The sequence below is a fragment of the Enterococcus sp. AZ080 genome (assembly GCF_051714945.1).
Lineage (GTDB): Bacteria > Bacillota > Bacilli > Lactobacillales > Enterococcaceae > Enterococcus_B > Enterococcus_B pernyi.
Map to the genome: position 1 here is coordinate 2,319,629 of NZ_JBIOSV010000001.1, position 25,928 is coordinate 2,345,556.

32 protein-coding genes are annotated in these 25,928 nt (G+C 38.0%); all 32 read right to left on the bottom strand.

Going from position 1 to position 25,928, the window contains the following annotated elements; translation table 11 throughout:
• Window positions 1-34: 34 nt before the first annotated feature.
• On the bottom strand, window positions 35-481 hold the full coding sequence (locus IGK01_RS10965; protein WP_153830144.1) for a GNAT family N-acetyltransferase: 447 nt from the start codon (window positions 479-481) through the stop codon (window positions 35-37).
• A 167-nt stretch (window positions 482-648) separates the two neighbouring features.
• A complete protein-coding gene (locus tag IGK01_RS10970) occupies window positions 649-906 on the bottom strand; it encodes a holin (protein ID WP_062804779.1) in 258 nt (85 codons plus the stop codon).
• A 1-nt stretch (window position 907) separates the two neighbouring features.
• The gene (locus IGK01_RS10975) at window positions 908-1,141 is read right to left on the bottom strand and encodes a hypothetical protein (RefSeq protein WP_438840758.1); all 234 of its coding nucleotides are present in this window, start codon (window positions 1,139-1,141) and stop codon (window positions 908-910) included.
• 17 nt (window positions 1,142-1,158) lie between these two features.
• Complete coding sequence (locus IGK01_RS10980; protein ID WP_438840759.1) at window positions 1,159-1,965, bottom strand: hypothetical protein; 807 nt, start codon at window positions 1,963-1,965, stop codon at window positions 1,159-1,161.
• Window positions 1,965-2,102 carry a CD1375 family protein gene (locus IGK01_RS10985; RefSeq protein WP_438735046.1) on the bottom strand — a complete coding sequence of 46 codons (138 nt, stop codon included), beginning with the start codon at window positions 2,100-2,102 and terminating at the stop codon, window positions 1,965-1,967. The genes IGK01_RS10980 and IGK01_RS10985 overlap by 1 nt, the downstream gene beginning before the upstream one ends.
• Window positions 2,103-2,139: 37 nt before the next feature.
• Window positions 2,140-2,253, bottom strand: a complete 114-nt coding sequence (locus tag IGK01_RS10990) for a CD1375 family protein (protein ID WP_264082979.1) — start codon at window positions 2,251-2,253, stop codon at window positions 2,140-2,142.
• Between the two features lies 1 nt (window position 2,254).
• A complete protein-coding gene (locus tag IGK01_RS10995; RefSeq protein WP_062805994.1) occupies window positions 2,255-2,560 on the bottom strand; it encodes a hypothetical protein in 306 nt (101 codons plus the stop codon).
• A gap of 1 nt (window position 2,561) precedes the next feature.
• Window positions 2,562-4,667 (bottom strand): BppU family phage baseplate upper protein, encoded by a 2,106-nt coding sequence (locus tag IGK01_RS11000; protein ID WP_438840760.1) that lies wholly within the window; start codon window positions 4,665-4,667, stop codon window positions 2,562-2,564.
• Between the two features lie 18 nt (window positions 4,668-4,685).
• Complete coding sequence (locus IGK01_RS11005; RefSeq protein ID WP_438840761.1) at window positions 4,686-5,729, bottom strand: hypothetical protein; 1,044 nt, start codon at window positions 5,727-5,729, stop codon at window positions 4,686-4,688.
• Window positions 5,729-6,604, bottom strand: coding sequence for a phage distal tail protein domain-containing protein (locus IGK01_RS11010; RefSeq protein ID WP_438840762.1), 876 nt, complete (start codon window positions 6,602-6,604; stop codon window positions 5,729-5,731). The genes IGK01_RS11005 and IGK01_RS11010 overlap by 1 nt, the downstream gene beginning before the upstream one ends.
• Window positions 6,604-11,652, bottom strand: coding sequence for a tape measure protein (locus IGK01_RS11015; RefSeq protein WP_438840763.1), 5,049 nt, complete (start codon window positions 11,650-11,652; stop codon window positions 6,604-6,606). Before IGK01_RS11015 ends, IGK01_RS11010 begins: the two co-directional genes overlap by 1 nt.
• Entirely contained in the window at window positions 11,645-12,214 is a 570-nt protein-coding gene (locus IGK01_RS11020) for a Gp15 family bacteriophage protein (protein WP_195514173.1), read from the bottom strand. Before IGK01_RS11020 ends, IGK01_RS11015 begins: the two co-directional genes overlap by 8 nt.
• An 8-nt stretch (window positions 12,215-12,222) precedes the next feature.
• Complete coding sequence (locus IGK01_RS11025; protein WP_195514172.1) at window positions 12,223-12,684, bottom strand: hypothetical protein; 462 nt, start codon at window positions 12,682-12,684, stop codon at window positions 12,223-12,225.
• Between the two features lie 27 nt (window positions 12,685-12,711).
• Window positions 12,712-12,873 carry a HeH/LEM domain-containing protein gene (locus IGK01_RS11030; RefSeq protein WP_023520204.1) on the bottom strand — a complete coding sequence of 54 codons (162 nt, stop codon included), beginning with the start codon at window positions 12,871-12,873 and terminating at the stop codon, window positions 12,712-12,714.
• Window positions 12,828-13,304 carry a phage tail tube protein gene (locus tag IGK01_RS11035; RefSeq protein WP_010733992.1) on the bottom strand — a complete coding sequence of 159 codons (477 nt, stop codon included), beginning with the start codon at window positions 13,302-13,304 and terminating at the stop codon, window positions 12,828-12,830. The genes IGK01_RS11030 and IGK01_RS11035 overlap by 46 nt, the downstream gene beginning before the upstream one ends.
• A 10-nt stretch (window positions 13,305-13,314) precedes the next feature.
• Window positions 13,315-13,692, bottom strand: coding sequence for a minor capsid protein (locus tag IGK01_RS11040; protein WP_010733991.1), 378 nt, complete (start codon window positions 13,690-13,692; stop codon window positions 13,315-13,317).
• Window positions 13,692-14,054: a minor capsid protein gene (locus tag IGK01_RS11045; RefSeq protein WP_010733990.1), complete on the bottom strand. Its 363-nt coding sequence runs from the start codon at window positions 14,052-14,054 to the stop codon at window positions 13,692-13,694. Before IGK01_RS11045 ends, IGK01_RS11040 begins: the two co-directional genes overlap by 1 nt.
• Window positions 14,054-14,389, bottom strand: a complete 336-nt coding sequence (locus tag IGK01_RS11050) for a putative minor capsid protein (RefSeq protein WP_178946489.1) — start codon at window positions 14,387-14,389, stop codon at window positions 14,054-14,056. Before IGK01_RS11050 ends, IGK01_RS11045 begins: the two co-directional genes overlap by 1 nt.
• The gene (locus IGK01_RS11055) at window positions 14,386-14,841 is read right to left on the bottom strand and encodes a hypothetical protein (RefSeq protein WP_178946490.1); all 456 of its coding nucleotides are present in this window, start codon (window positions 14,839-14,841) and stop codon (window positions 14,386-14,388) included. The genes IGK01_RS11050 and IGK01_RS11055 overlap by 4 nt, the downstream gene beginning before the upstream one ends.
• A gap of 26 nt (window positions 14,842-14,867) precedes the next feature.
• Complete coding sequence (locus IGK01_RS11060; protein ID WP_023520208.1) at window positions 14,868-15,032, bottom strand: HeH/LEM domain-containing protein; 165 nt, start codon at window positions 15,030-15,032, stop codon at window positions 14,868-14,870.
• On the bottom strand, window positions 15,029-15,916 hold the full coding sequence (locus IGK01_RS11065; protein ID WP_438840764.1) for a capsid protein: 888 nt from the start codon (window positions 15,914-15,916) through the stop codon (window positions 15,029-15,031). The genes IGK01_RS11060 and IGK01_RS11065 overlap by 4 nt, the downstream gene beginning before the upstream one ends.
• A gap of 13 nt (window positions 15,917-15,929) precedes the next feature.
• Window positions 15,930-16,520 (bottom strand): phage scaffolding protein, encoded by a 591-nt coding sequence (locus IGK01_RS11070; protein ID WP_438840765.1) that lies wholly within the window; start codon window positions 16,518-16,520, stop codon window positions 15,930-15,932.
• Window positions 16,521-16,753: 233 nt separating this feature from the next.
• The gene (locus tag IGK01_RS11075; RefSeq protein ID WP_010733984.1) at window positions 16,754-17,902 is read right to left on the bottom strand and encodes a phage minor capsid protein; all 1,149 of its coding nucleotides are present in this window, start codon (window positions 17,900-17,902) and stop codon (window positions 16,754-16,756) included.
• Window positions 17,903-17,906: 4 nt separating this feature from the next.
• Window positions 17,907-19,445, bottom strand: a complete 1,539-nt coding sequence (locus tag IGK01_RS11080; RefSeq protein WP_126134289.1) for a phage portal protein — start codon at window positions 19,443-19,445, stop codon at window positions 17,907-17,909.
• Between the two features lie 14 nt (window positions 19,446-19,459).
• Window positions 19,460-20,755, bottom strand: coding sequence for a PBSX family phage terminase large subunit (locus IGK01_RS11085; RefSeq protein ID WP_438761895.1), 1,296 nt, complete (start codon window positions 20,753-20,755; stop codon window positions 19,460-19,462).
• Window positions 20,730-21,626, bottom strand: a complete 897-nt coding sequence (gene terS, locus IGK01_RS11090; protein WP_438840766.1) for a phage terminase small subunit — start codon at window positions 21,624-21,626, stop codon at window positions 20,730-20,732. Before terS ends, IGK01_RS11085 begins: the two co-directional genes overlap by 26 nt.
• Before the next feature lie 46 nt (window positions 21,627-21,672).
• Entirely contained in the window at window positions 21,673-22,359 is a 687-nt protein-coding gene (locus tag IGK01_RS11095) for a hypothetical protein (RefSeq protein ID WP_438840767.1), read from the bottom strand.
• 56 nt (window positions 22,360-22,415) lie between these two features.
• Window positions 22,416-22,625: a hypothetical protein gene (locus tag IGK01_RS11100; protein WP_224434340.1), complete on the bottom strand. Its 210-nt coding sequence runs from the start codon at window positions 22,623-22,625 to the stop codon at window positions 22,416-22,418.
• 137 nt (window positions 22,626-22,762) lie between these two features.
• Window positions 22,763-24,034 (bottom strand): site-specific DNA-methyltransferase, encoded by a 1,272-nt coding sequence (locus tag IGK01_RS11105; protein WP_438840768.1) that lies wholly within the window; start codon window positions 24,032-24,034, stop codon window positions 22,763-22,765.
• Window positions 24,024-24,266: a hypothetical protein gene (locus tag IGK01_RS11110; RefSeq protein ID WP_071866030.1), complete on the bottom strand. Its 243-nt coding sequence runs from the start codon at window positions 24,264-24,266 to the stop codon at window positions 24,024-24,026. Before IGK01_RS11110 ends, IGK01_RS11105 begins: the two co-directional genes overlap by 11 nt.
• A complete protein-coding gene (locus IGK01_RS11115; RefSeq protein ID WP_071866029.1) occupies window positions 24,266-24,445 on the bottom strand; it encodes a hypothetical protein in 180 nt (59 codons plus the stop codon). Before IGK01_RS11115 ends, IGK01_RS11110 begins: the two co-directional genes overlap by 1 nt.
• Window positions 24,446-25,249: 804 nt before the next feature.
• On the bottom strand, window positions 25,250-25,432 hold the full coding sequence (locus IGK01_RS11120; RefSeq protein WP_023520218.1) for a hypothetical protein: 183 nt from the start codon (window positions 25,430-25,432) through the stop codon (window positions 25,250-25,252).
• Between the last annotated feature and the right edge of the window lie 496 nt (window positions 25,433-25,928).

The following is a 25,928-nucleotide window of genomic DNA, read 5'->3' on the forward strand; positions in this document are numbered from 1 at the left end:
CTAATGGATTGCTAGAAAGTTACTAAATTGATGTTTATCTAGCTAAACTCATATATAAAAGCGGATACGGATTACCTTGCTCATCAACCTCTGTTCTTTTATAAACTTCAAACCCCATATGTTCATAGAAACCTTTTGCAAGAGGATTTTGTTCATTAACTGCTAAACTATTAACCGAATATTTTTCTATCCCATATTCAAGTAATTTTTTACCTAAACCCTTTCCTCTTTCTTTCTTAGAAATAAAAAGCATTTCAAGATGTTGCTCCGCAATCCCCATAAAACCAATAGGTACTTGATTTTCGTTTTCTACGATAATTAAACGGGGTATTTCTTTTAATGCCTGTGGTACATACTTCTTAATTTCTTCTATTTCATTATTTGATAAGAAAAGATGTGTTGCTCTTACAGAACTTTCCCAAATTTTTAATAACTGTTCTATCAATGCCGAATTTCTGTCTTTCACTTCTATAATTTTCAATTTATTTCCCTCCGAAAAATTCTAATCTGCTTAATTATATCAGAAAAAAACAATTAAAATGAAGTGCTTTATGCTCATCCAAAATATCTTCGTAACGGCATGATGCTAATGAATATATCTAAAGTCTGAACCAACTTTCTGATCAAATTTTTTTCTTTGCTAATTTGTCATTCTTCCGACTGAATGACACTGTTTCCTAAATCAAATAATCCGCCAGCGGCTAACCCTGAAACAGCTCCAGCCCATGCGTAGATTGCTAAATCTTGTGGTGCTAAGGTCATTGCATAAAGCACCCCTAACAAAATACCCGCAATCACATTGATCACGGGTAAGAGTTTGTAATCCTTCATTTGTGTTTTAATTAACCCTGTGACACCGACGACTAGTGGTGTAATAATACTTGAAGCAGCTAAGATTTCTGTCATGTTATTTTCTCCCCTTTCCAATTTGCTTAAAAATAGATCTGATTTGTTCTTCAATAATTGAAAGCCGATTGCCATAGTCAATCTGACTTTTTTCTACACGGATGATCGTCTTTTCTAACTTTCCTAACGTGTGATCAAGTTTCGTGAACATCGCATAAAATTTCGCCACACCCACCATCAATGATCCACCGAGTGTAAGGATTGCGATCCACTCCCCGATTGTAATTTCCTCCATAAGTAACCTCCTTTATATCAAACTTCTCGAATTTCCCGTAAAACAGCCTTTAATCCTTCAGAACTCACATTCCCACCATGTCCCCGAATTGAATTAGAAGAATAATCCACTTGAATTCTCTTATTGATCCAGTTACTACTAGAATTCAATATTTGACTCACATGTAAACCTGCTCGTTTAGGTAAAAATTGTGTCGTAAAATCATAATTCCATGCTGAACCGTTAGCGTAAGGTGCCCAGATCAGTAATAGTCCTGAATTAAGATCCTCGAATTTTTTAGAAAGTCTTATGATGTGACTCGTATTCATAGTCAATATTCCTGTCCAAAGGGGAAGACTTTCAATGAGCGAATCATTATAATTTGTTGTGTTCTTTGTAATGATGGCAGTAGTTCCTGAAGTTGTATAACTACACAACGGGAATGTAACTACCCTATCCCCTGCTAAAGTATTTCCATTAATTAAATGGTTAACTGCCTCTAAACGAACCTGATTATTTGTCCAAGAGTAATTCTCACTATCTGCTGGAAAATCATCAGTTGGAATTACCGATTCATTTAAATCAATCGTTAAACAAACGTACCCACTTGAATTTGCTGGAAGAGTAATACTTTGTGCTTCTTTCACATATACCATTCTACCTTGTATAATCGCACTACCACTGGCAACTCTTACATCCAAACCACTGGAAGATAATTCTAATCCTTGTTCATAACCAGAAATCACATAACTTCTTTTTCTTGCTAAAGCATGGTACATTTTCGCATCATTTTCAGCACTGATTTTTATATTGTCAAATTGATATCCATCTACATTTCCAGCCATCAGTCCACCTCTTTAAATGTCAGTTCAGGTAATCCCATCTCAACCAAAACTTCTTTTACTTGTTCACGTATGATCTTTGGAACATCTTCAATATTTTTCTTTTCTTTTATGATTAACGTTGCATATACAATGACCATTATCTTGTACTCCTTTTTTAAAATAAAAAAGACAATCCTACATCTCAGCCTGTTGAGATAAGATCGCTTTGACTTCTTTCTGGATTTTTTTAGGTACATCTTCAATTTTTTTTAACCCCTTGTTGATTAATTCAATATATATTTTTATCAAGTTATCCTCCTCCTAGAATCAATTCATATACTTCTGTTAAAGCTAACTGAGTTTCTGTTAGTTGCTCTTCTTGTCTTTTTACATTTTTTTCTAAATGTTTATAAAGTACTTGAAGATTATCAACCTGCTCACTAAGCACACTATTCTCTAACTCTTGCCAGCGATTTTCTGTTGGAACAAAAAACTGGTTGGCTAATTCAATTTCCTCTATCGGTGGAACATCAGTAAAAGGGACCTGAATTGGGAAATCATCTGAGACTTCTAGCTCTTTTCCACCAGTACGTCCATACTGCCAAATTTTTTTCATTTCATACCTCCTCAACCTTACTATTGTTTGTGGGTGCAGGTGCAAAAACTAATGCATGACCTCGAACTGCTAGTCTCTTCACTAACGTTGTTGGCGAATCAATAAAACGGACAATCGGTTTACGAGCATCATCAAAATTGTTTGATACAGTAATATGATAAGAACCAAATCCGCCGTCTGTGTAGTCTGGTAAACAGGAGCCACCAATCCAAATGTATCCGCCAAAAATATTCGGAACATCAGGATAAGTAAAGCCCGGATGACCATCATTTCCAACGCGAATTGTACTTCCTCTTGCCCAACCAATTGAATTCGAAAATTCTAATGTCTCCCACGCAAGCCACACACAGCCACCTAAATACACCGCACCATGATTTTTATATTTATCAGTCGCTACTGCTTTCGCGTACTCAACACCTATATTTACACCATTAGACTGTAAACCGCTCAAAAAGTTTTTAAATCCTGGTACCTGCTGTGGCTCATTTAGACTAACTGTTTGTAAGATTTTAGAATCCAAGTACTCTTCAGTGATATCCCAGCTATAATCATTTGGGTTACTACTATCTTTCAAACCTTCGCCAAAATATTTATATTCCAAAATATTCGGAGTGGCTATATCACCTTTTTCTATTTTTAATGAGTCAATCGTTACTTGCCCCATTGTTGCTTGAGGAAATTGATAAATTTGTAACGTGCTAGGTGAAACACTCCCATTCAAATTAGCAGATGTTGGTGTGAATGTCAGTCGCCAAGTATCCGCAACTCCTTCTACTATTTCCATGTCACCAATATTAGAGGTACTATTCGGACCAGTCGTGTATACCCTGAATGATTGTGGACCTAATTTGGTTCCTTTTAAAGTTAAGGTATATGTTTGGTTAGCAATAAATGGTTCAATCATTTCAGCAGAATATACTAAATACTGTCGACTACTTATCGGGAAAGCTTGTTCTTTATTTGCTAGGTTTTTGTTCAAGGAAATCTTTGAAATCTGGTAAGGAGCAATTAATAGATTGGGTTGATAAGGCGTAACAACCGCTCCTTCTTCTATCTTTATATTTCGAAGAGAAATTTTCCCCTTAATTCGACTCGAGGCTGTAACATCTTGTAAGACTACATACCACTGTTGAGGCAGTGTAGTCGCATAAGTGGCTATTTGCGTACCACTAATCGTGTGCCAGATATTAGTAGCTGTCGGGAGAGGTCTAACTGTAGATAACATAATATTTCCACCTGGTACGTAGGTATTAGTTAATCGAATATTAGAGGCATCTCCCTCTAAACCTTCATGTAACATAACCTCAGCGCTAATTGTGTATCTCTTTCCGTTTTTAAGAGCGGGTAAACGCATGCTTGTATTAAATTTAGTTAGTTGTGCAGATCCATCTAACGTGAAAATGATCTCGCCATCTGGTCCATCTTCAACCGTAGCTCCATTTCCCGATGTAAAATGAGCAGCTGTAATCTTTGGTAGCAAATTGGCATTCCCTGAGTAGTCGTAATTACCGAAATCAATACTGTTTGAGTACATCCGTTTTAGATTACCTAGCTCGTTGATTTGTTTGCTTGTCTCGTTGACTTTTTCATTTAAATTTAGAACTTGTTCGTTTAACTCTTTAACTACGTTCTCAATACCCTTATACTCTTGTTCCTTTTCTTCAATAAATAATCGGAAACGATTATCAAAATCCTTTAGTTTTTCATCTAGCAAAGACACATAAAGCGTTGCTTGACCTTGACTGATATCGGCATCATTTTCAACTTTTATTCGAAAGCTCTGTGTTGCATAACATTCTCCGTTTTCTCTCGTCACACGAAAGAACGCTTCCTTGAACTCACCTTGGACACTAAAATTTTCACGACTAAATTTATAGCTGATTTCACCTTCAGTAGGATCTAAAATTGTGGGCACGCCAGTTGTGAATGTGCCATTTGCATTTGTTCCATAAAAAACTATTGTACATCCATTGAGATTTATTGTTGATCCGTCTGGATCTAATAATTTAAAGGGATAATTTATAAATCGATTATCCCCAACTCGACCAATAATGGACTTTGAGAGCTTTCGTCCGTTACCGCCTAATTTAAGTTCAATAGGCTCCATTACTCCACTACCTTTCTTTTATTCATCAAAATATTCACTTAATCGACTTCGAATATTACCAAATGTTAATTGCATCTTGTTCTCAGTACTATTTACTCGCCAAGCAGTTAGAACTGATTGATAAATTGTATTTTTTATTCTTACATTCGCTAATAATCCAGTTTCAATTTCTTCAACATCAATATTTTTTGCTTGAAACATAACTTTACAATTGATTTCATGTGAATAAGCATTTCCTTTTAGTTCACTATTTGCAACTTCTAAATATGTGGGTTTATCTTCTAAATCCTGATCATATATATATACCGTATTAACAGTAGGTCTAATAATTTTATTGCTGTTTGGATTGTTAGTGACATTATTATCATTTTCTAAATAGTAGGTAGCTAAGATAATTGGATGGTCCATACTGTTAGTTGCTTTATCAACAATTAACAATGCATTCTCATTCCCAACTCCTGGCTTTTTTACCCAATAATCCCAGTCACTAAATTCTGAAGAATTATCCATTATTTGAATACTTTGTTCTATTCTTTTTATACCAGTCTGTATTCTGCCTCCTGAGATTGCTTTAACATACCACTTTACGTTGTATTTCCTAAATCCATTAATCAAATAGCTATTAATCCTTCGAGAATTTAATTCAATTGCTTGATAACTATGAGCTGTATCACTTTCAACATCAATACTTAATGTTCCATTTAAATTCTTTGTACGGTCATTTAAAAGGTAGTTAGTGATGATTGATTTAGCATGAGATTCAAAGCTATTCCCACTTGTTCTATAAGTAGGGAAATAACTATCTCCAAGGCCCATCAACCCACGACAACGGATTGTTTTATTATCTTGAGAGTCGACTATCCCAAAATAAGCGTATTTTCCACTAGGTATATACTTTGCTCTTAGCCAATCACCTTTTTCAATTTTTATATCTTCTGTTAAGGTGAACTCACTGGTCAGTTCACGATTAACTTCATCAATACCAAAGTCGAACTCTCCACATATATATTCTCTAGGATAGGGAGTTAGATCCCAACGAAATAAATGAACAGATATAATCATTAAAACAGATCAGCCTCCTCATAAATCGCTATTTCTACTTCTGCAGTACCGATATGAAATACTATTATTGATTCTCCGACAGGCGCATGAACAAACCCGTTTTTAGTTATATCTTGTTGTTGATAGACCGAAGACTGTAATCCATTCTGACCTATTAATATAGCAGTCCTTTCTTGAAATAAACTAGAAACAACCAACTGCTGTTCTTCTTGTAAAGTTAGAAAATAACCATCTGAGCTAATTAATTTTGAACCTTGGAATATTTCCCAACGAGGGTTTACACAATAACCAGTTATTTTTATTCTTAGCGGAGTCAGATGATTTTTTTCAGCAGATAAATAGAGGGAACGATTATTAATTCGATAGTTCCCTTTTTTCTCATGTGCATTTTGAGTATAGACATACGGACGGACATAATTATAGACTTTTCCATGGGCATTAACATTTATATTTTTTTGATGAATTTTTGCATACTTCACTGTATACCAAGGCGATAATCGGTCAATTATAATTGATTCTTTTAAAAACCCGCCTTGTTGTATAGAAGATTTCGATAACATAGAAACTGTAATCAGTGCTCTTTTTTGGCCTGCGTCAGTAGTATAAATTAAATAAAGTGGACTAAAGGATAAAAATTCTACAAAAGAATAATATACTTGATAGGCATTTTCATTTTTACGACGTCCAAAATGAAAATAAGCTTCAAACTGATGTTGTTTCAATACGTGCTTTTCAATTCTAGAATGCCCATTTTCGCTCAAATAATCAGTTTCAAAACCTATTCCTAAACCATTTACATTAGAAGCCCTTAAAGAGTGCGTATTATCTATAAGCCAGGTATCACCATGACTGTTTTCAATTGATAGATGTTGCATTAAAATCCTCCTCTCGCCATCGTCTTACCGATTATTTTTGTCAGTCCATTAGTGTCTTCAATCATTACTATCTGTTCTTTATTTGCCAAATCTGTTAAAGCTTGTGCAATTTTGGAGGTGTATGGGGATTGCGTACTGTATGATTGATTAATAATTTGTGTACCTCTAGCTTCCATACCCATACTTGAAGCGCCTAAAGCTATTTCTGGGGTAGTGATCCTCAGTATTCCTTTTGATAAATTATCTATCGATTGATATGCTACATCTGCATACTTATCAATTCCCACAGCTACACCTTCTGGTATCCATCGACCAACTTCTGATGCCATCACTCTAGATGGACTGTTAATATCTAATGCTTGTTTCATTGTATTAGCAACCTGATTGGCAATTCTATTTGCGGTTGCCAATACAGATGCTGTACCGGCATTTAATCCAGCATTCAATCCAGCCATAGCATCTCGCCCCACTCCATTTAGCTGGTTAGGCAATCCTGAAAAAGCCGATACAACCGCCAAGCTAGTTCTTGATGCAGTTGAAACAGGTTGACTTGCAGATGAATTCATTCCAATATTTAATGAACTAATTGCGTTGCGACCTGTCATTTGCATCTGATTTGGCAACTGATTGAAGGATTGTACAATCCTATTTGATATATTTCTGGAAGTTGCGACAACCTTGCTCGACTCTGCCATCATTCCTGAATTCAACCGACTCATAATATCTTGACCAATCGATTGAAATTCACTTGGCGTATTAGTAAAGGTACGTATCAAATTGCTATTCAAAGCTTTCACAGTAGCTAATTGTACTTGCGATCCACTTTGGAAACTCATATTCATAGAATTCATACTATTGGAAGCTACCATAGGAAGCGCACTCAACGCGTTAGCTACATTAGGAACAACTTGATTAAAACTTACTGTCATATTTTTGATACCAATGTCAGTTTGTTTTACCATTTGGTCAACCAACTTATTTACTTCAGCAACAACCACTGGACTAGTAGTTGCGATTCCCGTTGCAAGACCTTCTCCCACTGCTTGTCCGTACTCAGCATAGATACCTTGGTTCATATGGCTAGATAGTTCATTATTTGGAGTGTCTGCGACAGCTTTAGCACTTTGTTGCACAGCCTCTTGACTGCTATCAATCCCTTGTGCTATCCCTCGACCTACCTCTGTTCCACTTTCCTTAGTTTTTTCTGTAGTCATCTCAGCTTGAATAGTATTTTCTGGTATCATTCCTATAGCTTTGGCTGCTAACTCAACATCAGCATTAGATTGATTAATTCCTTCACTTAATCCTTTACCTGTTTCTTTACCAGTCGGAATATAACGATTTGCTTGTATGGTTTCCTGAAACATTGTTTCTGGAGTTTGTGCTACTTCTTTAGAAGCTTCTTCTACTGAAGTAATATTATCTAAAATTCCTTGCCCCAATTTTGTTGGTGGTGCTGTACCCATTGAGGCGTAGTCTGTTTGTTCTAGTTGAGGGCCCATAACTCTCTCTGGCGTTTGAGCAACTTCCTTTGCTGCTTCCTCTACTTTGGCGGTTGCCTCTACCATCCCATCCCCAATTTCTTCGACAGGTTGACGTCCCCACTGTGCAAAGTCTCGCCCCTCTGTTCCTCTCCGTAAAGATGCCTCACTTTTTTCTGGAATTAATCCAAATTTTTCAGCAACAGTTTCCGTTTCTTCACCAACGATATTCCCCATACTCGCCATCGCTTGCTTCATCGTTGCATCCGCAGTCCCATTTAAATCACTAATGTGCTGTTGTGCTGTTTCTGGTAATTTACCTAATTCAAGATCTAAATTTTCAACAAACCACGCCGATTGTTCAGCTGACATTTTTGGTAGGTCCTCCATATGAAGACCCATTTGTTCCAGCAGTTTTTTTGTATGTTCTCCACCTAACTCCGCTAATGAACTAAGATTTAACCCCATCTCATCTACCATCTGTTGCGTTTGTAATGCACCTGCTGGACCTAATTTTTCAAGTTGCATAATAATGCCATCATCTACACCGGCCTTCGCCAAAATGGCAACATTGGTAGACCACGTTCTCATAGCTTCAGCATTTTTTTGTAGATTTTCTTTCATTTGATCTAAGCTTATCGCTTCTTGTTGTTCAATCTGCTTAAAAGCATTCCCTGATTCTTCTACCAGCTTTTTGTACATGCTATTCATAGATTCCAAGGCAGCTTGTTGTGCATCAGATAGAACATTCCATGAAGTAATCATCTGAGAATTAGCTTCTGAGACTGTCTCTGCGACTGCTCGCCTTTTCTCTTGCTCCTCCGTGTACAATTGATTTCGTTCAGATTGATTTTCAACAAGTAAACTTTGAAGTTCATCTTCCTTCTGAGACAGTCCTTCCAGCGATTCTTTAACCTTTTTCTTTCCATCCACGCCAGATTCTGAGGCTTCTTTCTCTAATCTCATACGTTCTTTGGCTACTTCAGTTAATGAGGATTCAATGTCTGCAGCTTCTTGATTCAACGTCTTTTGTCGTTCGGTTAGCCGATTGACTTCTTCCATTCCTTTAGAAGCTTCAATCCGTTTGTTTATTTCTTCTGTGGTTGCATTAAGCAAGCCTGTTTCTTCGTCGTAAGAGAGATTTAGACCAGTCACTGAATTATTCAGTTCGTCAACTGCATCAGCCATCAATTTTTTATCCGCAGTCGATTTATCTTCAATTGCAGAAAGCCTTTGTAATTCAGTTGCTAAATCCTTATTTCTTTCTGCATTCGACTCGATCACTTTTGCCTGTGACTCAAATTCTTTTGCACTGGACTGGGTTGACTTTCCGACATTATCTAGATCGTCTTTTAATCCATCTAATTCACTAGCTAATTCTTTGGTCTTTTTACGTGTATCTAAAAAATTTTTTCCCATTATGGCTGCAGCTACACCAGCTGCTCCTAAAACAGCTGCTGTACCCGCGACTACTGGATTCAATAGAATGCTAGCTGCTGCCAGTGCCTTCTTCGCTGCTGCAGAAGCACCAGCAGCAATCGCATAGGTTTTTTGGGCAGCTGCTGCACCTTTTAGTGAAGCTGCATTGGAAATGTTTGCTGCAACAACCGCTTTAGTGGTGGTGGCGTTCTGTAAGTTGAGACTGATTCCCAGTTTTGTAGCAACTGCATCAACTTTTTTGGCCATTGTCGCACTAGAAGTTGCACCGGTCAGGTATTTCAACATCTGAACATAAGATGCTGTAGCAACTGCTGCTTTCTGTACAATAAGTAGTCCACCAAAGGCAGTTCCTAGTCCAATAATTACAGGTGAAGCCGTCACAGCTGCGTCTTTCACAGCAATAACCCCACTGGCCATCGTATCAACAGCCGAAACAACAGGAGGGATTACACCAGCAATCCCATTTAGCGCACCTTCAAATGTTTTACCAAACCCTTGAATATTTTCTTTCATCGAGCCAAAACGTGTTTCTGAGAATGCCTCGTCCATAGATGCGATAATGTTGGCCGTTCCTCGGCTTGTTGCAGTAGCCATATTGGCAAACGACCCTGCCCAAGTATCACCAGCTTGTTGAGCCATCCCAGAAACCGATGTGAATTCATTACCACCATCACGCATCGCCTGTTCAACCGTATCAAAAAACTGATTGGCACTAATTTCGCCATCACGCAACGCATCACGAATGCTCTGCATACTCATACCAGTCGCATCTTCATAGATTTTCCAAGGATCTACTCCACGGCGAACCATTCGATCCATTTGAGCCATGTTTACGGTACTGGTGGCTCTCATTTGGATCATGGCATCCATTACGTTATCCATTGTCTCCGCTGCACCGTCACCATACATAGCCACAGCGTCACCCCAGATTTGATAACTTTTTGTCGATTGTTCCAGTGAGCCGTTTTGCATCACTAAACGTTGAACGGTCTGAGCCGCACTATCCAGCATGTAGTTTGTACCAACAACGACATCTCGAACGCCTTCCATCCCTGCAGCTGCTTCTTCTGAACTGCCAGTTAATCGAGTCATCGTATTTTCAAAGTTATTCAAAGTATCAATACGACCAAATGCACCATCCAATGACCCTTTAGCCATAGACAATGCAGCAGTCGCACCTTTGGTGATCAACATTGCAGCACTCAATTTGCCGACGCTGCCAGTTAAGAGATTCGCACTAGGATTAGGCTTTTCAAAGGAATCGCCTAACTTATTTCCTGTTGTATCTGCGTGTTCTTGAAGGGCTAATAAATGTCCCTTCATTACATCAACGGCAGATCCTAATGCACTTGATCCACGTTTTGCGCCGGCTTCAATACTTTCTGAAATGCTCTTGCCTGCTTTAGTTGCTGACAATTCAACAGGAGGAACCATTTGTGCAGAGGACTTTTCTATTGACCCAAGTGCGCTAGCTGCTTGTTTTGAGCCTGACTCAAACGAATCCCCGATACTTCTGCCTGCCTTTGGTGACGTCGCTTCAATACTTGCTAGCATATTACTACTTGATTTTCCGATACCATCTAAAGAGCTCGTTGCCTCTTTAGCACCAGACTGGAAGGATCCGCCAAGCTCTTTTCCGATTTTAGGTGCAGAAGATTCCACGGAAGAAACCAAGCTTGTGACTGATTTAACGACACTGTCATTGGCCTGATTGGCATTTTTGGCACCAGAATCAAAGGATTCACCCATGATACGTCCTGACTTAGCTAGTTCAGTGCTCGTTGTGGCGGTTAGGTCCGCCACTCCTTTAGCCACGCTATCTGTTGCGGTATTAGCGGCCTTAGATCCCACTTCGAAGTTTTCACTTAATGATTTCCCAGCTTTGGCAGTAGCCGTATCAGTCGATCTTCCCAAATCAGTCATCGACTGTTCAACTGAATCCACTGCTTGATTAGCTACTTTCGCTCCTGTCTCAGTATTGGCACCCATATTATTACCAATCTTTTTTGTAATATCATCAGCATTTTTTCCTAACTGTCCAAAGTTTTTTTCAATTGAACTTATTACATTAGGAACCTGCTTGGCGTCGACATCAATCAGAATACTTATTTTGCCATCTTTAGTCATTATCTTCCTCCTCTCTATCAGTATTTAAGGCATAGTATCTTTGTAAATCTGTCATATCTTGCTTATATTCTTCTGAATCATTATTTCCTGGTTTCCAAGCTCGAATCTGCATAATTCGTTTAAGTGGGGTGTCTGAAGGCAGATTATGTAAAAGAGCTCTAAATTTGGACCAAGTCAGTATTCCCTGTTTATCAATTAAATCGATGTTATATGCTTGGATAAAAGAAGCGTAAATAGTCTCTGCATCCGCTGATATATCTATTAATTGTTCGTGCTCTTCCACAGAAAGTGGCTCTCCGTAAAAACTATATTTAATGAACGGTGGAACTTCCTTATGGATAAATTGGTCGTAAATAAATATCCATAGACTAAGTGCATCCTCAGATTGATACCAACCTTCTCCAATTAATAAATCTAGACATAGACAAGCTTTCTCATAATCAGTGAATATTGCCTCGTTTAACACATCAAAAGCATCTAATACAATATCAAATGACAAATTAATCAAATACTCACGTTCTTTATAAAAAAAGGAAGTGACTTCTGGGTCATTTAACCTCATGTCACCACCTACTTTTTATTTGCTACTTTTTGCTTTTTCTTTTTCTGAAACTCTTTGGTTAACTTTTTTGCGGCAAGCTCTCTATCCTTTTGTCTTTTCTTTTCTTGTTGTTCGACTTTTTTACCAATAGCTTTGATAGTTGGTTCATAAGCACGTTCAAGTGCATCAAAATCTGGTACACACTCATATAATTTTTTAAATGTTCCTTTACCAAAGAAAAAATCATATTGATATTCAAGAGTCCCTTTAGCATGTTCTATGACTGTTTCAACATTAGTTTCGTGGATAGAATCTTCTTTAAGTTTTTGTTCGTATATTTCGAATTCCTCATAGTTTTCTTCTACAATAATTCGTTTTAAATTTTCCAATGAGCTATCAAACCAGATTTCAACACGCTCACCAGTAATTGGATTTGTAAATCCTACTGGAAAGCCAGAGAGTTCAATATCGATATCAAGTGTTTGTTTCATAATTACCTCCATATAAAAAAGAGAAGGCTATAAAGCCTCCCCCAATATTTTAGTTAGTTCGTCTTTTTTAGCATTTGACGGGTATTCTATATTTTTACTATCAAGTGTTTGTTTTAATTCTGGCATAGTTAGCCCAGTAGCTTTCAGTTCTTCTGGCTCTGGGCTGTCTGCTTTGAATAAGGTTCCCATTTAGGTGTAGTATCATATAGAACAGTAAATTCAATATTACCAAATTCAGTAGCCCCTCCAGTTTTCGTTTGAGGACTTGATAAAGTTGCAATTCCTTCCCTTTTCTTTTTGGGATTATCTCGATCATCTGTTACTCGAAAACCAATTTTCCGATCATCTCCAAATAAACCAATCATTTCATCAATTAATTCAGATGCTTCATCACCCTCAAAGTATTCACCCGTAAAACTATAGCCTAGTCGATGAGAGGTGATCGTTTGCTCTGGTTCTCCCGACCCATCAAAGAAACCGTCTCCATCGTCAACTTCTTCTTGTGAGGCATCAGAGACACTCTTAATTTTTTTTAAACGAACCCAACCATCTTCAGTAATTTTTCCATCTTTCAATTTTTGAATTTCAAATCCAATTAGCGCAATTTTTTTTCGTTTCATAATATTCCTCCTATTTATCAAAATATAATGTTGCTTTGATTGCTAATCGATAATACAGAAATTTTTTGTCGTCATAACCTGTAAAAAAAGGTTCATCTACAATTGTTATTCCAACAAATTGATAACTATTGTTACTAGATGGAATATCTTCTTGTTCTTCTAGTAACTCACCTAGTTCAATCATTATCCGATCTGCATTTTCACATTTTGTTTTATAGACAAATTCATAATTTAGTTCTTTTTGTTTTGATCCATCCATAAAAGTTTCGACCGTTTTACCTCCAGGTAATGCGGTTAGACGCATCGACTCGTCTTTATCTAAAGAGTGAATACGGACTGGTACTGGTACTTGGTTCGATACTTCTAGCAACTGATCAATAAAATCCATTACCAATTCGCTCCCCTCTTGAATGCTTCTAACCAACTAGACATAAATATAGATTTTGCTTCTTTATCCCAATATGGACCAGTTCCCGGTGTAGTATAATTAGAAAATATTACCTGTGTTCCAAACTTATTTGTAAACCCTCCGTGATAATGAGCCAAAGCATATCGAGCATTCCAAGTAATCTTTTCTCCATTACTTTCAACAAAAGACATATCTCTCAAGTGTTGGCTCCTCATAGGAACAAATCTTTCATTCATATCTAAATGAGCTTTATTTGCCATTTCGTGCCGTCCATTTTGTATAGATGAATGACTTAATTTTATTTTTGCTCGACTTAAATCAATTCTTACAGATGCTCCCATTAAACTACCTCCAATTCATAAGCGAATGGTTCAGGAGAATCAACAAGCAACGGAACGATTTTTGTGATTGTGTATTGTTCGCCAAAGATTTCAATTTGATCTGCAACTGAAAACTCCGGTAATGGTCCAGTATATTTTTTCACCATAGAGATCAATGCATTAGGCGTTTGTACTTTCCCATCAATATCCCTCGGCTCAAATTTGACTGTGTCATCAAAGCGGACATGATCAATCACAAGATCCTCTTCAAGAATTGGCTCACCTCGTGGACCCATTCCGTTTTTCTTGCGATAGATCATCGCATGAGGAAAAAAACGTTTTGGTGGCATTCTCATCGACTCACCCCACGATATAACAGCCCTGTGCCAGATAACTGCAGCATAGCGTCCCCAGAAAGCAGGGATACTTCGTTTGTCGATGACGAACCACCTTTACCTTTAGAAACGCTCATCCGCCCAATGGACCAGCTGTCAGGCTCTTGCATGCCGAACGTTGTAGTGGCTTCAGCCTCATGCATGTACTCAATTTGATAAGCAACAGCCAACTTGAATGCATCGCGCCGCATCGGAATATCTGACTCGAGATCATTCCGATGATAAAAACGTCTTGTTTGAATGTCCAACAATGCACTGGCTCTCCTGAGAAGCTTCCGGAAATCTTTTTCGGTCAGTTCTGTTTCTTTGTCTACCAAGCGTTTATACTCTTTAAGAGACAAGTAGCCACATGGATCGATATTTTCCTGATCGTCAAAGATTTCGTTCAACGCCTTACGTCTTATTCGTTCCATGGTTTCACCTCCAAAAAAGAGAGTGGTTATTCACTCTCTTTTAACAGCTCAATTAATTCTGGTTTCTTGGCAGCAGATGAATACTCAATGCTAAGACGATCTAACTCAGCTCTAAGCTCATCAACTTTCATGTCATCGATGACTAATGATTTACCTTCTACCCCAGACTTCCCCGGTTCTTCCGGGGTCATGCTTTTGGGTCATCATAAGAGATATAGATTGCTGGACGTGCTTTCTTAAGTACTAAGCAATCGTAATAATCCAACCCTTTGATGGTGTCACGGTAACCGCCACGATCCTGGTCAGCAGAGACCAAATCAATCGTATTGTACTTCTCGATTGGCTTAGCAACGGTAATAGGCGTCATAATGAAATTAATATGCTTGTCTTCATCGACCTGCAACCGATTCTTAGCAACCTTTTGGATGATGATGTTCGTGCCATCAAGCATCTCGACACGACGATCGATACCGTTAAATTGAACAGTGTTGGTGGTAAAAGTTTTAGAAACTCCATCTGCATTCTTCAATGCTTTGTAGGCATCACTAGACATAAATGCCACAAACTGACCAATGACTTCTGTGTCAGTCATGTACGCTTCAGCATCGTCGAAGCTATCTAAAATATTAGATTTAGTGATTGTTTGTTTGACCGTTTTTCCTTTGTAAATCTTATCAGAAGTATCAAATCCAGCTTCAAGCAAACGAGCAACAGCGGTTTGATCTTTCTCAGGAATCGTAACCAATCGAGTGTGCTCTTCAATGACCGCACCTACTTGATAGGCTGCATTTTCCGATTGATCTAAGCGATCCATGTCGTAGCCCATCCAACGTTCCTTTTCCAATTTTAAAGTTGACTTCTCAACTGAGATATTGTTCCGTTCATTTTCTTTATTTCGCTTATAATCGGCAGCAGTAAATCCTTGCATTTCATTTACACGAACTTCATGAGTCCCCACAAAATCAGCTTCTGTAATATCTTTTGCCCCTTGTGTCAATACTTCCCATACTTGCGACTCAGCTGCAAATTCCTTGTCGATTTTCGCTAAATCCTTACTGTCTAAAATTACTGGCATTTAAACCACTCTCCTAATTATTTTTTGTTCTTGCAATATTCTCTGCTAGATTATCTTTCCAGCTTTTTTCTTTAGGTGGCTCACCACCACCTGTATTACCAGCAGCCACAAACTGCTTTTTCTTTGGCTGTGGTGCAGGATCGCTTGATTGAAACAAATAGCCTTCATCTTTTTTCAGTGAGGCTACTTTATCATCTAATCCCTTGACCCCTTCGTCAGTCATTTCCAATTCATCTGCCTTCAACAAAGCTTTCACAGCTGTAATGTTCTTAGCTCCAGCTTGTGTTAAAGCTAATTCGATCGCAGCGTTCTTACGATCTGCTAGTCTTTCAGCGGTTACGATTTCTAACTGATTTTTATAGTCATCAATTTGTTTTTGCAGATCTTCATTTCCACTGTTTGATGCTTTCAACTGCTCAACAAGCGCATTTGCGGCGGTTAAATCTTCGTTTGCAGTTTTTAGCTTTTGAGACTTATCGTTAAAATCAGCTTTAGGCACAGCATTTTTCGGAAATTCTGATTTTATTTCTTTTGTCGCTCCGTCTAGATCAAACTTCCCATCCTCTCCGACGTGTTTTGATAAAATTTCTTTGATCCATTCCATGATTCATTCTCCGTTCCTTTTTATTCTGGTTGGTACCAGTTTAGAGTGTGAGTTATACCGCTCACTCGGTAGATGAACAGTTTAATGTCATATTCAGGACAAAATAAAAGCCTAGCAAGCTAGACTAAACAAACCAAAATCCTCAAACTTCAAAGCAAGACCAATTTCATAAAATGTTAGTAAGATTTCAGATAAGCTCAATTTGCTTTAATCCCCCACCATACTTTCTCCTTCTATGAATACACTTGCTCTTTCGAATAATCCCGACGTAACAATTGATCATGCTCATTGATAAAAGTACGCAGTGCTGCTTGACGTCGTCTGACCAGTTGTTTGAAGTGCAGAACATCTTCTTTGTTGTCCATTGTCGTTGCTCCGTTCAACTGCCGCTTGGCACGACGAATAGCGACTTCCATGCGTCGTTGCTTGGCAACCAAGTCTGCATTGTCAATCGCTTGCTTTGGATCATACTGCTTCATGTGAATATCAAGATCCGGATCATAGATTTGGATGTACAATCGATGTCGACAATTAATACCTTGGGTTCCGTCAGGCTCACCGTATCCATGATCATAGATCGATGGAATGTGCCGTAATTCTTCCGGCGCATCCTCTTTACGGACAAGCAATACCCATCCGCCTTGGATATGGGCACAGTGTGGTCGTGCAGCCATATGGCTACTCATAATTGCTGTGACAATGCCATGCTCTAACCCTCGCTTAAGTCGTAGATCCTGATAAACATGGTGAGTTGTTGTTTTCAAAACCATCCGTACGTAGCGCTCAAGGCTCCATTCACGCCCTGCCTTGTCGACAAAGGTCGTCATCACCCCTTTTTCCACCATCGCATAGATCGACTCTCTAAGTGCCTGTTGTGGCGTTTTTGTGCCTCCGATGATTTTGGCCACAGTATCGTTTAAAACTTGTTGATACATCTTAGCCAGTGGATTATTCGGATAATTAGTGTCGATCAGCGTTTGATTGACATGATTGTCGAGATCTCGCCATTGCTGATTAAGATACGACTCCATCACATTGTCAATCTCAGTTCGTGATGGCGGTTCTTTTCCAGTTTGTTGAGATAAGTTTTTGTCAAGATCTGAAATGACTTCAAACCCCATATCCACGATGATTTTACGTAGCTGATCATAAGAATACTGACTTGTTTCATTGACTAATCGCTGCAAAGATTGTTGATTCAATAAATTTAATTGATGCATCTTTTCAATTTTCCAATGAAAAGCGTTGTCCTCATTCAAAGGCGTTCGAGTTGGCATTTTCAAATGCTTAACAAGCATCCTCATGATCTCATCTTCCATCGCCATATAAGCATCTTGAATGTAAGAAGCCTCAATATCTAACTGGTTAGGTGTAATGGCCATTCAATCACTCCTCGAAGTCTTCGTATCCAGAATCTCGTATTTTACCAGTAGTCTCATCAACTACATCTAATTGCGCTTGTCGGTAAAGATCTTTTGCCTTACTTTCAGGCAACTTCATTATTTTGGCTAAAGTTAACCATCCGGGAATCAGCCCATCATTTTTCAGTTCACGATAATAATCAGATTCTGACTTTTTATCTAAGAATATGCCATCATCAAAGTTCACACCTATCTCTTCACGATTTGGAGATTCACCACTAAATAGTGGTTTCCCATCAACTTCTGTGGCTCGACCTAGCTCACACAGCGCTAGCACAACATCCCGAATGAATTCCTCTAATTCGGTTGTTTGTTGGTTCCTTGACTGATACGTTTGCGAGTTCTCGCTGATTACCTCAGTTGCCGTCTTATTCGTAGTACGTACCCCGGCACCATCGAAAACGAACGTACCAGTCGACAGCCCCACTTCCATTTCTAGAAGTCGCAAGCGATGATTAATTGCTCCGATGTATTGTTCTGTTCGAATATCATGAGTTAAATCAGTAATTTTAAATTCATCAGGGTTCGTACCAGGAACAATGACATAGAAGTCATCATCTTTATCAAAGGTTAATTTCGTTTCGCCTGTTCCCTTGTCAGGAATTCCACTTAGCATAGATTCAGGAAAGGCCGCTCTTCTCTTTCCCACGTCAATTTCATGATCGAACGCATCAAGTGCTTTATTTAATCGATCAAGTGTTCGTTTACAGTTATCGTACACACCAACACCAAGTGGTGAGTATGGGTTGATATTGTTAAAACCTGCTGTCTTAAAATAAGAGAAGATTGGACGTTCAATTTCTTCACCATGAACAGCCGCCTCAAACTCTTCGTACTGCTTTAATGTGTTTAAAGATACTTGCATCCCCAACACATTAGATTTTTCACTTTCGTATAGTTCCATAGAGACCCAATACTCACCATCGATCCACTCATGGAATTCTAACAAGGTATAATAGAACGTTTTGTTCCCTTGGGTTTTGATCGTTTTAAATGCCATTGCACACTGACTGATCTTATTTGTACTGCTTTCCAATGGAAAGAAGGCATCCGGGAGCGCCCATGAAAATTCCACTTGTCCTGATTGATCATTGAAATAAGGTCGCACAACTAAGCCACCAAGAGCCATTGCTGGCTCAAGATACTTACTGAGATTACGCTTGAAGTCATTATGTTGAAACACAGACTCTATCCAAGTGCTGGCTTCATCATATTTTTTTGATTTATCGTCTTTTCCGATCGTGATTTCTGCCTGTTCATTGAACATTACCTTCGCATACTCAGAAGCAACCTTGCGGGCCATATTGATATTCGCCTTTGCTCTCTGATCAGAATTACAATGCGTGTACCCTTGGTAATAAAGCAAGCTGTTTTGAATACGATCATATTCTTCACGACTCATTTGAATCTTTGGATGATCTAAAATACTTTGTAGCTCTTTTTTCGCTCCTATCGCAACCGCCCCCTTTCCAAAAACTCTTTTTATTGCTTGCCAAAATGACACCTGATCACCTCCTACTAAAGAACATAGCGTTTCGTAAAGTAATTAATCGCATAACGACATTCGTCTAATGCATGGTTGTTTTTATCCACTGGGTAGCCAGAATCATTCCGAACGTACATTCCTAATTCTTTGATGAAATGATAGTGACCATACTTGCCATCATGATCGTAAAGAAAAAAGCGTCCTTTTGAAAAGGCGCTTTGCGTTCGTTCAATCCCTACTTCAATTTTAGTGCCATTGCTGGTTACTTTATCTTTTGAGTTGTTATCTGCTTTTGTTGTGACAATACCTAAGACACGTAATTCCTCACTCAATGACTTACAGGCTGGATCAACAAAGAACTTTGAATGCTTTGGTAGCCAAGACCACTCTTTATAACACCATTCTTTAAACTGCTTAATTTCCTTGGCATACTCGCTCATTGCTTTTGTTACCCCTGTATCAGTACCGCTATGATAGAAGTTGGCCATTCGATAGAGATAATACTTTCCGTCTTTCCATGTAACGAGATTTAAGGAACAGGTAGTTGCATCACTTTGTCCGCCGTCTGCACTAAAGAATGCTTCTACAGGCTTGCCGATGATTCCCTTCGACAGATGAGTATCTTCGTTAAACATTGAATAGATCACACCTTCAGGCATCACACGATCACCTAGCCAATCTCGTTTGTAAAGATACTCGGAGACTTTACATTCCGCTTCCCATTCTTTCAAAGCTTGTTTCGTTAAAATAGGATTATCTTGTGGTCGCCAATGACGAAACTTAAAAGACCCAGTTTCTATAAAAGGTTTAAGAGTTTCTAGGTTCGGATGATTTGGTGCTGGCGGATTCTGTTCAGCGAGATGATAACGAAAACTAGAAGCTTTAGTCCGACGAAAAGCCTCCTCTATGACCGCTTTGTTAAGCAGATTGAATTCCAAAAAAGTGACAGTTCCAAATGACATACCAGTGATAGCGCCGACAGCATTTACTTTTCCGCCGCCTTTATAATAGATCCGCTTTTCTCCCTCTGGAAGATTGATCCATAAATGATCCCCATGCTCATCGTGTCGAATCTCAGCACAGCTGGCAAAGATATGTTCCAGTCCGAATCCTTCACAATCCATAAACATTCTGTAAGCTTGTTCTTGGTTGTAAGCAAGTACAAGATGATTGGTGTCGGGATGTCCTGCATAGATCAGCGCCATCTTTTGTGCATCTGACATCGTTTTTCCCGAACGAATCGTTCCCTCGTTCAATTCCATCCGAATTCCCTTGAGCGATTGGAAAATATTCTCTTGTTGCTTAGTCGATAGTTTCAACCGGCTCATCTGCATCACTCTCCTCATCTTTCTTTATTGGGCCAATAAGCGATTGACCGATATCGATAAGGCCCTGTACTTTATTTTGCTCACCTTGTTTCAGAATAAGTTTAGAGACTTTATGTTCGAGAATATCCGCTTCAAAGGCTAGCTTCCGTTTCTGCTCTTCCATTAATACAACTTTTCCTCCTAATAGAGATAATTCATTTAGTTGTTTAATCGATTTTGTCAACTGGTTACTAATCCGAGTTAGCGAATCTTCAATTGAAAGAATATCATCAATTTTACGGTATACTTTTCTACTTACTTGGATATCTTGCATTGCTTCACGTTTGATTTCTAGCTTTTTGCCATCTTTTTCTATGGGAGTTTTTATTTTTCTTAGCTGTTGTAGTCGCTCAACTTCTTCCTCATTTAGCCCTTCTTCGGCTTTTTTGATTCTTTTCATCATTCGTAGCTGTCGTATCTTCAATAACCGTATTTCTTCAGATAAAACAAAAGAAGGATCATCATCCAAACTTGAATAGATGTCCTTCTCGTCATCACTTAACGTATCAAAGAATATTGTTTCATATTCGCCAGTTTTCAAGGCGTTCTTATTGCCTGATGGCGGTGATGCGCTGCTATTCCCTTTATTCCCTATGGCATTCTGGTTACCGATAGGTGCGCCACCTTTATTTGCAGTACTACAATGATTATTTGAAGTACTACATTCATCTTTTTGCAGTACTTCATTCCATTTGTCACGTGATTTCCATGCTGAAATAGTTTTTTCTGGGACAGATAACTTTTCAGAAATTTCTCGGTTAGTTATTGTTCCATTAGACTTTTTAAACAATTCGAAAGCTTCATCACGTCTTGGATCACGCTTTCTTGCCATTCAATATACACCACCTCACAATCTGATTAGGTTGAGTTTTGTTTTTCTAATTCCCTTCTTTAGCAACATTCCATTCTTGCTTTAGATATTTTCTTATCTCATCTCGAAATTCAATAATAAGGTCACTACTTCTGGTATCATCTTTGTAAAAATTCCCACTATTTACCTTCTTTAAAATTTCATTTATAAATTCCACAATCTTTTCATTCTCTCCATCTTTATCTGGACCAAAATAAATCATTAAAAGATTTGCAGCATTGTTCAACTGAACCCTGATTTTTTCTTTTTCTTTAGCATCTACTACATCATCATAAGAAGATAAAACTTCCTCATCAGGTTCGACATCTGCAGTCATAGTTACAGTATTACTTTCTATATTTCCCACTCTAACATTTGTCGGCTTTCCGACAATTCTTTTAGGTGAATACTCTAGATACAGCAAACAATTTGTAATAAAATCAGCAGATTGGACACGAACTTGTGTAATCCACTCTATTCTTGCTTTTGCTTTCAAATTAGCATCTATTTGTTTTTGTGTTAGTTTTTCTTGAAACTCTTGTTCTCTAGCTAAGATTTGAACCTCAAAGTCTTTTTGACTTGCAAGGACCATACGTTGAGTCTGTTCGTTTTCTTCACTTTGTTTTTTTGTATTGTATTGATTGTATATTGTTATACCAATAGTACCAATTAAGGAAATACCCACACCAATTAAACTTAGTACACCATCGCTCATAAAAATCAACTCCTAATATATTTTAGTTAAGTATATCAGGAGTTTAATGCAATTTGTTAATCATTATCGATATCCTTTAACATCAAATCAGCTTCGATCAATATCTTTAAATCGGAAACTTTATCTAACTTGATTTGTCCTGACTGGAGATTTTTAAGCCATTTCCCCAAAGCGACACGAATGATTTTTTTATATTCTTGAATGGACTCTGCTTTCTCCATTGCCTTTTCAATCTCATAATCCAAATCAAAGTTTTCGTTTTCCATTGTGTAAGCACCCCGCATTTGTTAGAATGCTAAAAGACACAGAACTGTCTAGAAAGCACGCGCGTGTGGTTTCTGTGTCTTCGGGGGCTTACGGTCCTTGTTGAAGTAGTCGAGTGTTAGCGCACTCGGCTTCTTTTTTATTCTGAAACTAAAATTGCTTCGTTGCCTGTTGCTCGTTCCCATCTTTCAATAATTACATCACAAAATAGAGGATCTAATTCGAGAGTATAACAAATACGTTCTAACTGGTCACAGGTCATTAATGTACTACCTGAGCCACCAAACAAATCTAAAACGATATCCTGCCTTTTAGAACTATTTTTTACTGGTATAGCAATAAGTGATAGTGGCTTTTGCGTCGGGTGATAATATGCATTCACATCATCTTTGGGAACTCTCCAAATGGTTGCTGGTAAATCTTCTAGTAAGTCGTCTTGCCAAACCGTTGTCTGTTTCCTATCTCCGTACCACGTAGGTGCATATCTGTCCTTATGTGCATAGAAAACTGGTTCATGTTGCCACCGATACTGACTCCAACCAAATGTTGCATTATTTTTAACCCAAATACACTGCGACCGAACTATAATTCCTGCGGCATTCATGCTATTTTCAAATTCTCGCTGATAAGAAGATCCATGAAAGACATAAATTGCCGAGTTGTCTTCCATTGCATTAGCATAGTTGTGGAATATAGATGTTAAAAATTGATCAAACTCTTCATCACTCATGTCATCATTCATAATTTTTTCTCGTCCAGATTCATTTAATTCTTTATTATCAGATTTCACCGCTACATTATATGGTGGGTCAGTGACAACTAAATTCGCCTTTTTACCTTGTAGCAATCTTTCGACGTCGCTCGCTTTCGTAGCATCGCCACATAATAAATAATGCTTACCCAGCTTCCATAGTTGACCATATTTAGTTCTAGGATCAGAATGATTTTCTATAAATTCATTCACTTCGAATCCATCTTCTATTACAGGCTTTTCGGTATCTTCTTTATACTCAAACGCAGTAAGTAATTCTTCTACTTCTTCCGATTCAAACCCTGTTAAAACAATGGTTTCATTTTCTAATTCTTTCAACAAAACAGAAAGCTTTTCATCATCCCAACGACCAGTAATCTTATTGAGAGCCACATTAAGAGCTTTTTCCTTATCAAGTGGTAAATCAACGACAGATACCTCTATCTCTTCGTATAGCCCCAAATCTTTAGCCACAGTAACACGTTGATGACCGCCAACGAGATTTCCTGTATGTTTGTTAAAAATAGGTGGATCAACAAAGCCGAATTCCAAAATGGACTGTTTTAACTTCTCGTATTCGGCCATACCAGGTTCTAACTTAACTCTCGGATTATAATCAGCAGGCTTTAAGTCCTGTAACTTCATTACTTCAATTTGCATTTGTATCCCTCGAATTCTTGTTAATATTTTCTTCAATATGTGATTCATTAAAGTAGCCATATCCACAGTATCGAAGATTATATTTGTCAATTTCTTTCGGTGTCGCTTCTCTGGTCATTTCTACAATGGAGTATTTCTTTTTGATCTGAACTGACTGGACGACTCTAACTAGATCACCTTCATTCGGCTGTGGATACCTATTAGATAGTGATACGTACCAGTAGTTTCTCATCACGTGGCCTTCTCTCTATCTGAGATCAAATCATTGTAAAGAGCAGTAGCTCGTTCCTTTCCAACACGTAATCTACGTTGAATAGTTCCAATCGTAAATACTTGACCTTGACCAACTTCTTCAAAGCCCTTCTTTAATTGTTTCATTTCCTCAAAATCTTTATCAGTGTATTGTTTCATGAGTTCATTCCTCCTTAAGACAAAATAAAAAAGACCTCTCAACGAGCGATCTTATGTAACTACACAGAGAAGTGTGTTTGATTTTCTTATAAATGGGCAATAATGATTTCACTAGACATTAATGCTCGTTTTTTGTAAACTGTTTTTTACTATAGTCATTTGCCTATACTAGCGGAAACTAGTATAGGCTTTTTTGATATAATTTGATTATTGGCCTCTGACGCATCTTGGATTAGTGTGTAATCTTTCTCCAAATTATTTGCCTCGTTTTCATAATTCCCCCCTAAGATATTGGTAGAAAGACTCTGTAACATCCAAGTTTATCTCATACATTCTAAGTGACAGACTTGTGTAAACAGTCCTCCCTAGACAATACACTTTGATCAAATGTTGTAAAAAAATATAGCTTGTATTGCTTACGAGTCTTTACCTTGTCCCTTCTAATCATTCATCTGATTTAACTTTTTCATGACTTTTTATCCTTTCGCTGTATAATAGAGTAAAAAAGAGAGGTAAGTAAAATGCCTTACTATGTGATCAAAAAGAAAAAGTTAAAAATATCGAATAATCGATTCGTCATTCACGAATGCACTTGCCATCGTATTAAACAAAAAGATGAAATCACTGCTATCGGGTATCATACAGAACATAATGATGCTCTTCTCTCTATTAGCTTAAAAAGACCCTCAGACGAATTTTTATTTTGTAGCTTTTGTTGCAAAACTCGAATTATAAGTAAATAGGCCCTACAATCTGCCAGATTTGATACCGGCAAATTTTTTTCTCAAAACAAAAAGCTATCCTTTATAGGACAGCTTCTCTAATATCTTTTAACTTAACTACAGCTACCTTATTGCTGTCGTCCACTAACTCGACGACTGCTGTTCTTTCTAAAATATTACGAATTTTGATTTTATAAAGTTCTTTTTCTCCGACTACTTTAGCCATGTAGATGCCATCTTTTTTCAATTCACTAGTTTCTAACATAAATCGTTTCACCTCTGAGAACATTTTCCATACAGGATAAACAATTTTTGATAATTAGTAAAGCATGTTCATATTGTAGATACAAACAAATCCAACAACCTTACACAAGCCTGACAACCGCTTCTCTTCCCTACCACAGCCTCAGTTGCTATTGTTATGGGTCAGATACTTATTACACTGACCAGTGTTAAATAAGTCCTCCCAAAGGCACTGGAGTGGGATTGCACTACACACAAGAACCTACTAGGTTCTCACGAGGTTATTCACATTGACCGTTGCGTCTCCTACTTCCGCCACAGCGACATAATAAGAATAGACAGCAACATATGAACTATCCGCAGGAGCTTAACCCCACATCCTTTAGTTTATTTGCTGCTGTCTATCGACGCTTAATTGTGGAACAATAACAAACGATGTTTCTATTATTTTTATTTTGTCGAAATCCTGTTTCCTAATCTATCGACAATATCATATTAACACGCTTTTTCGTCCAAAA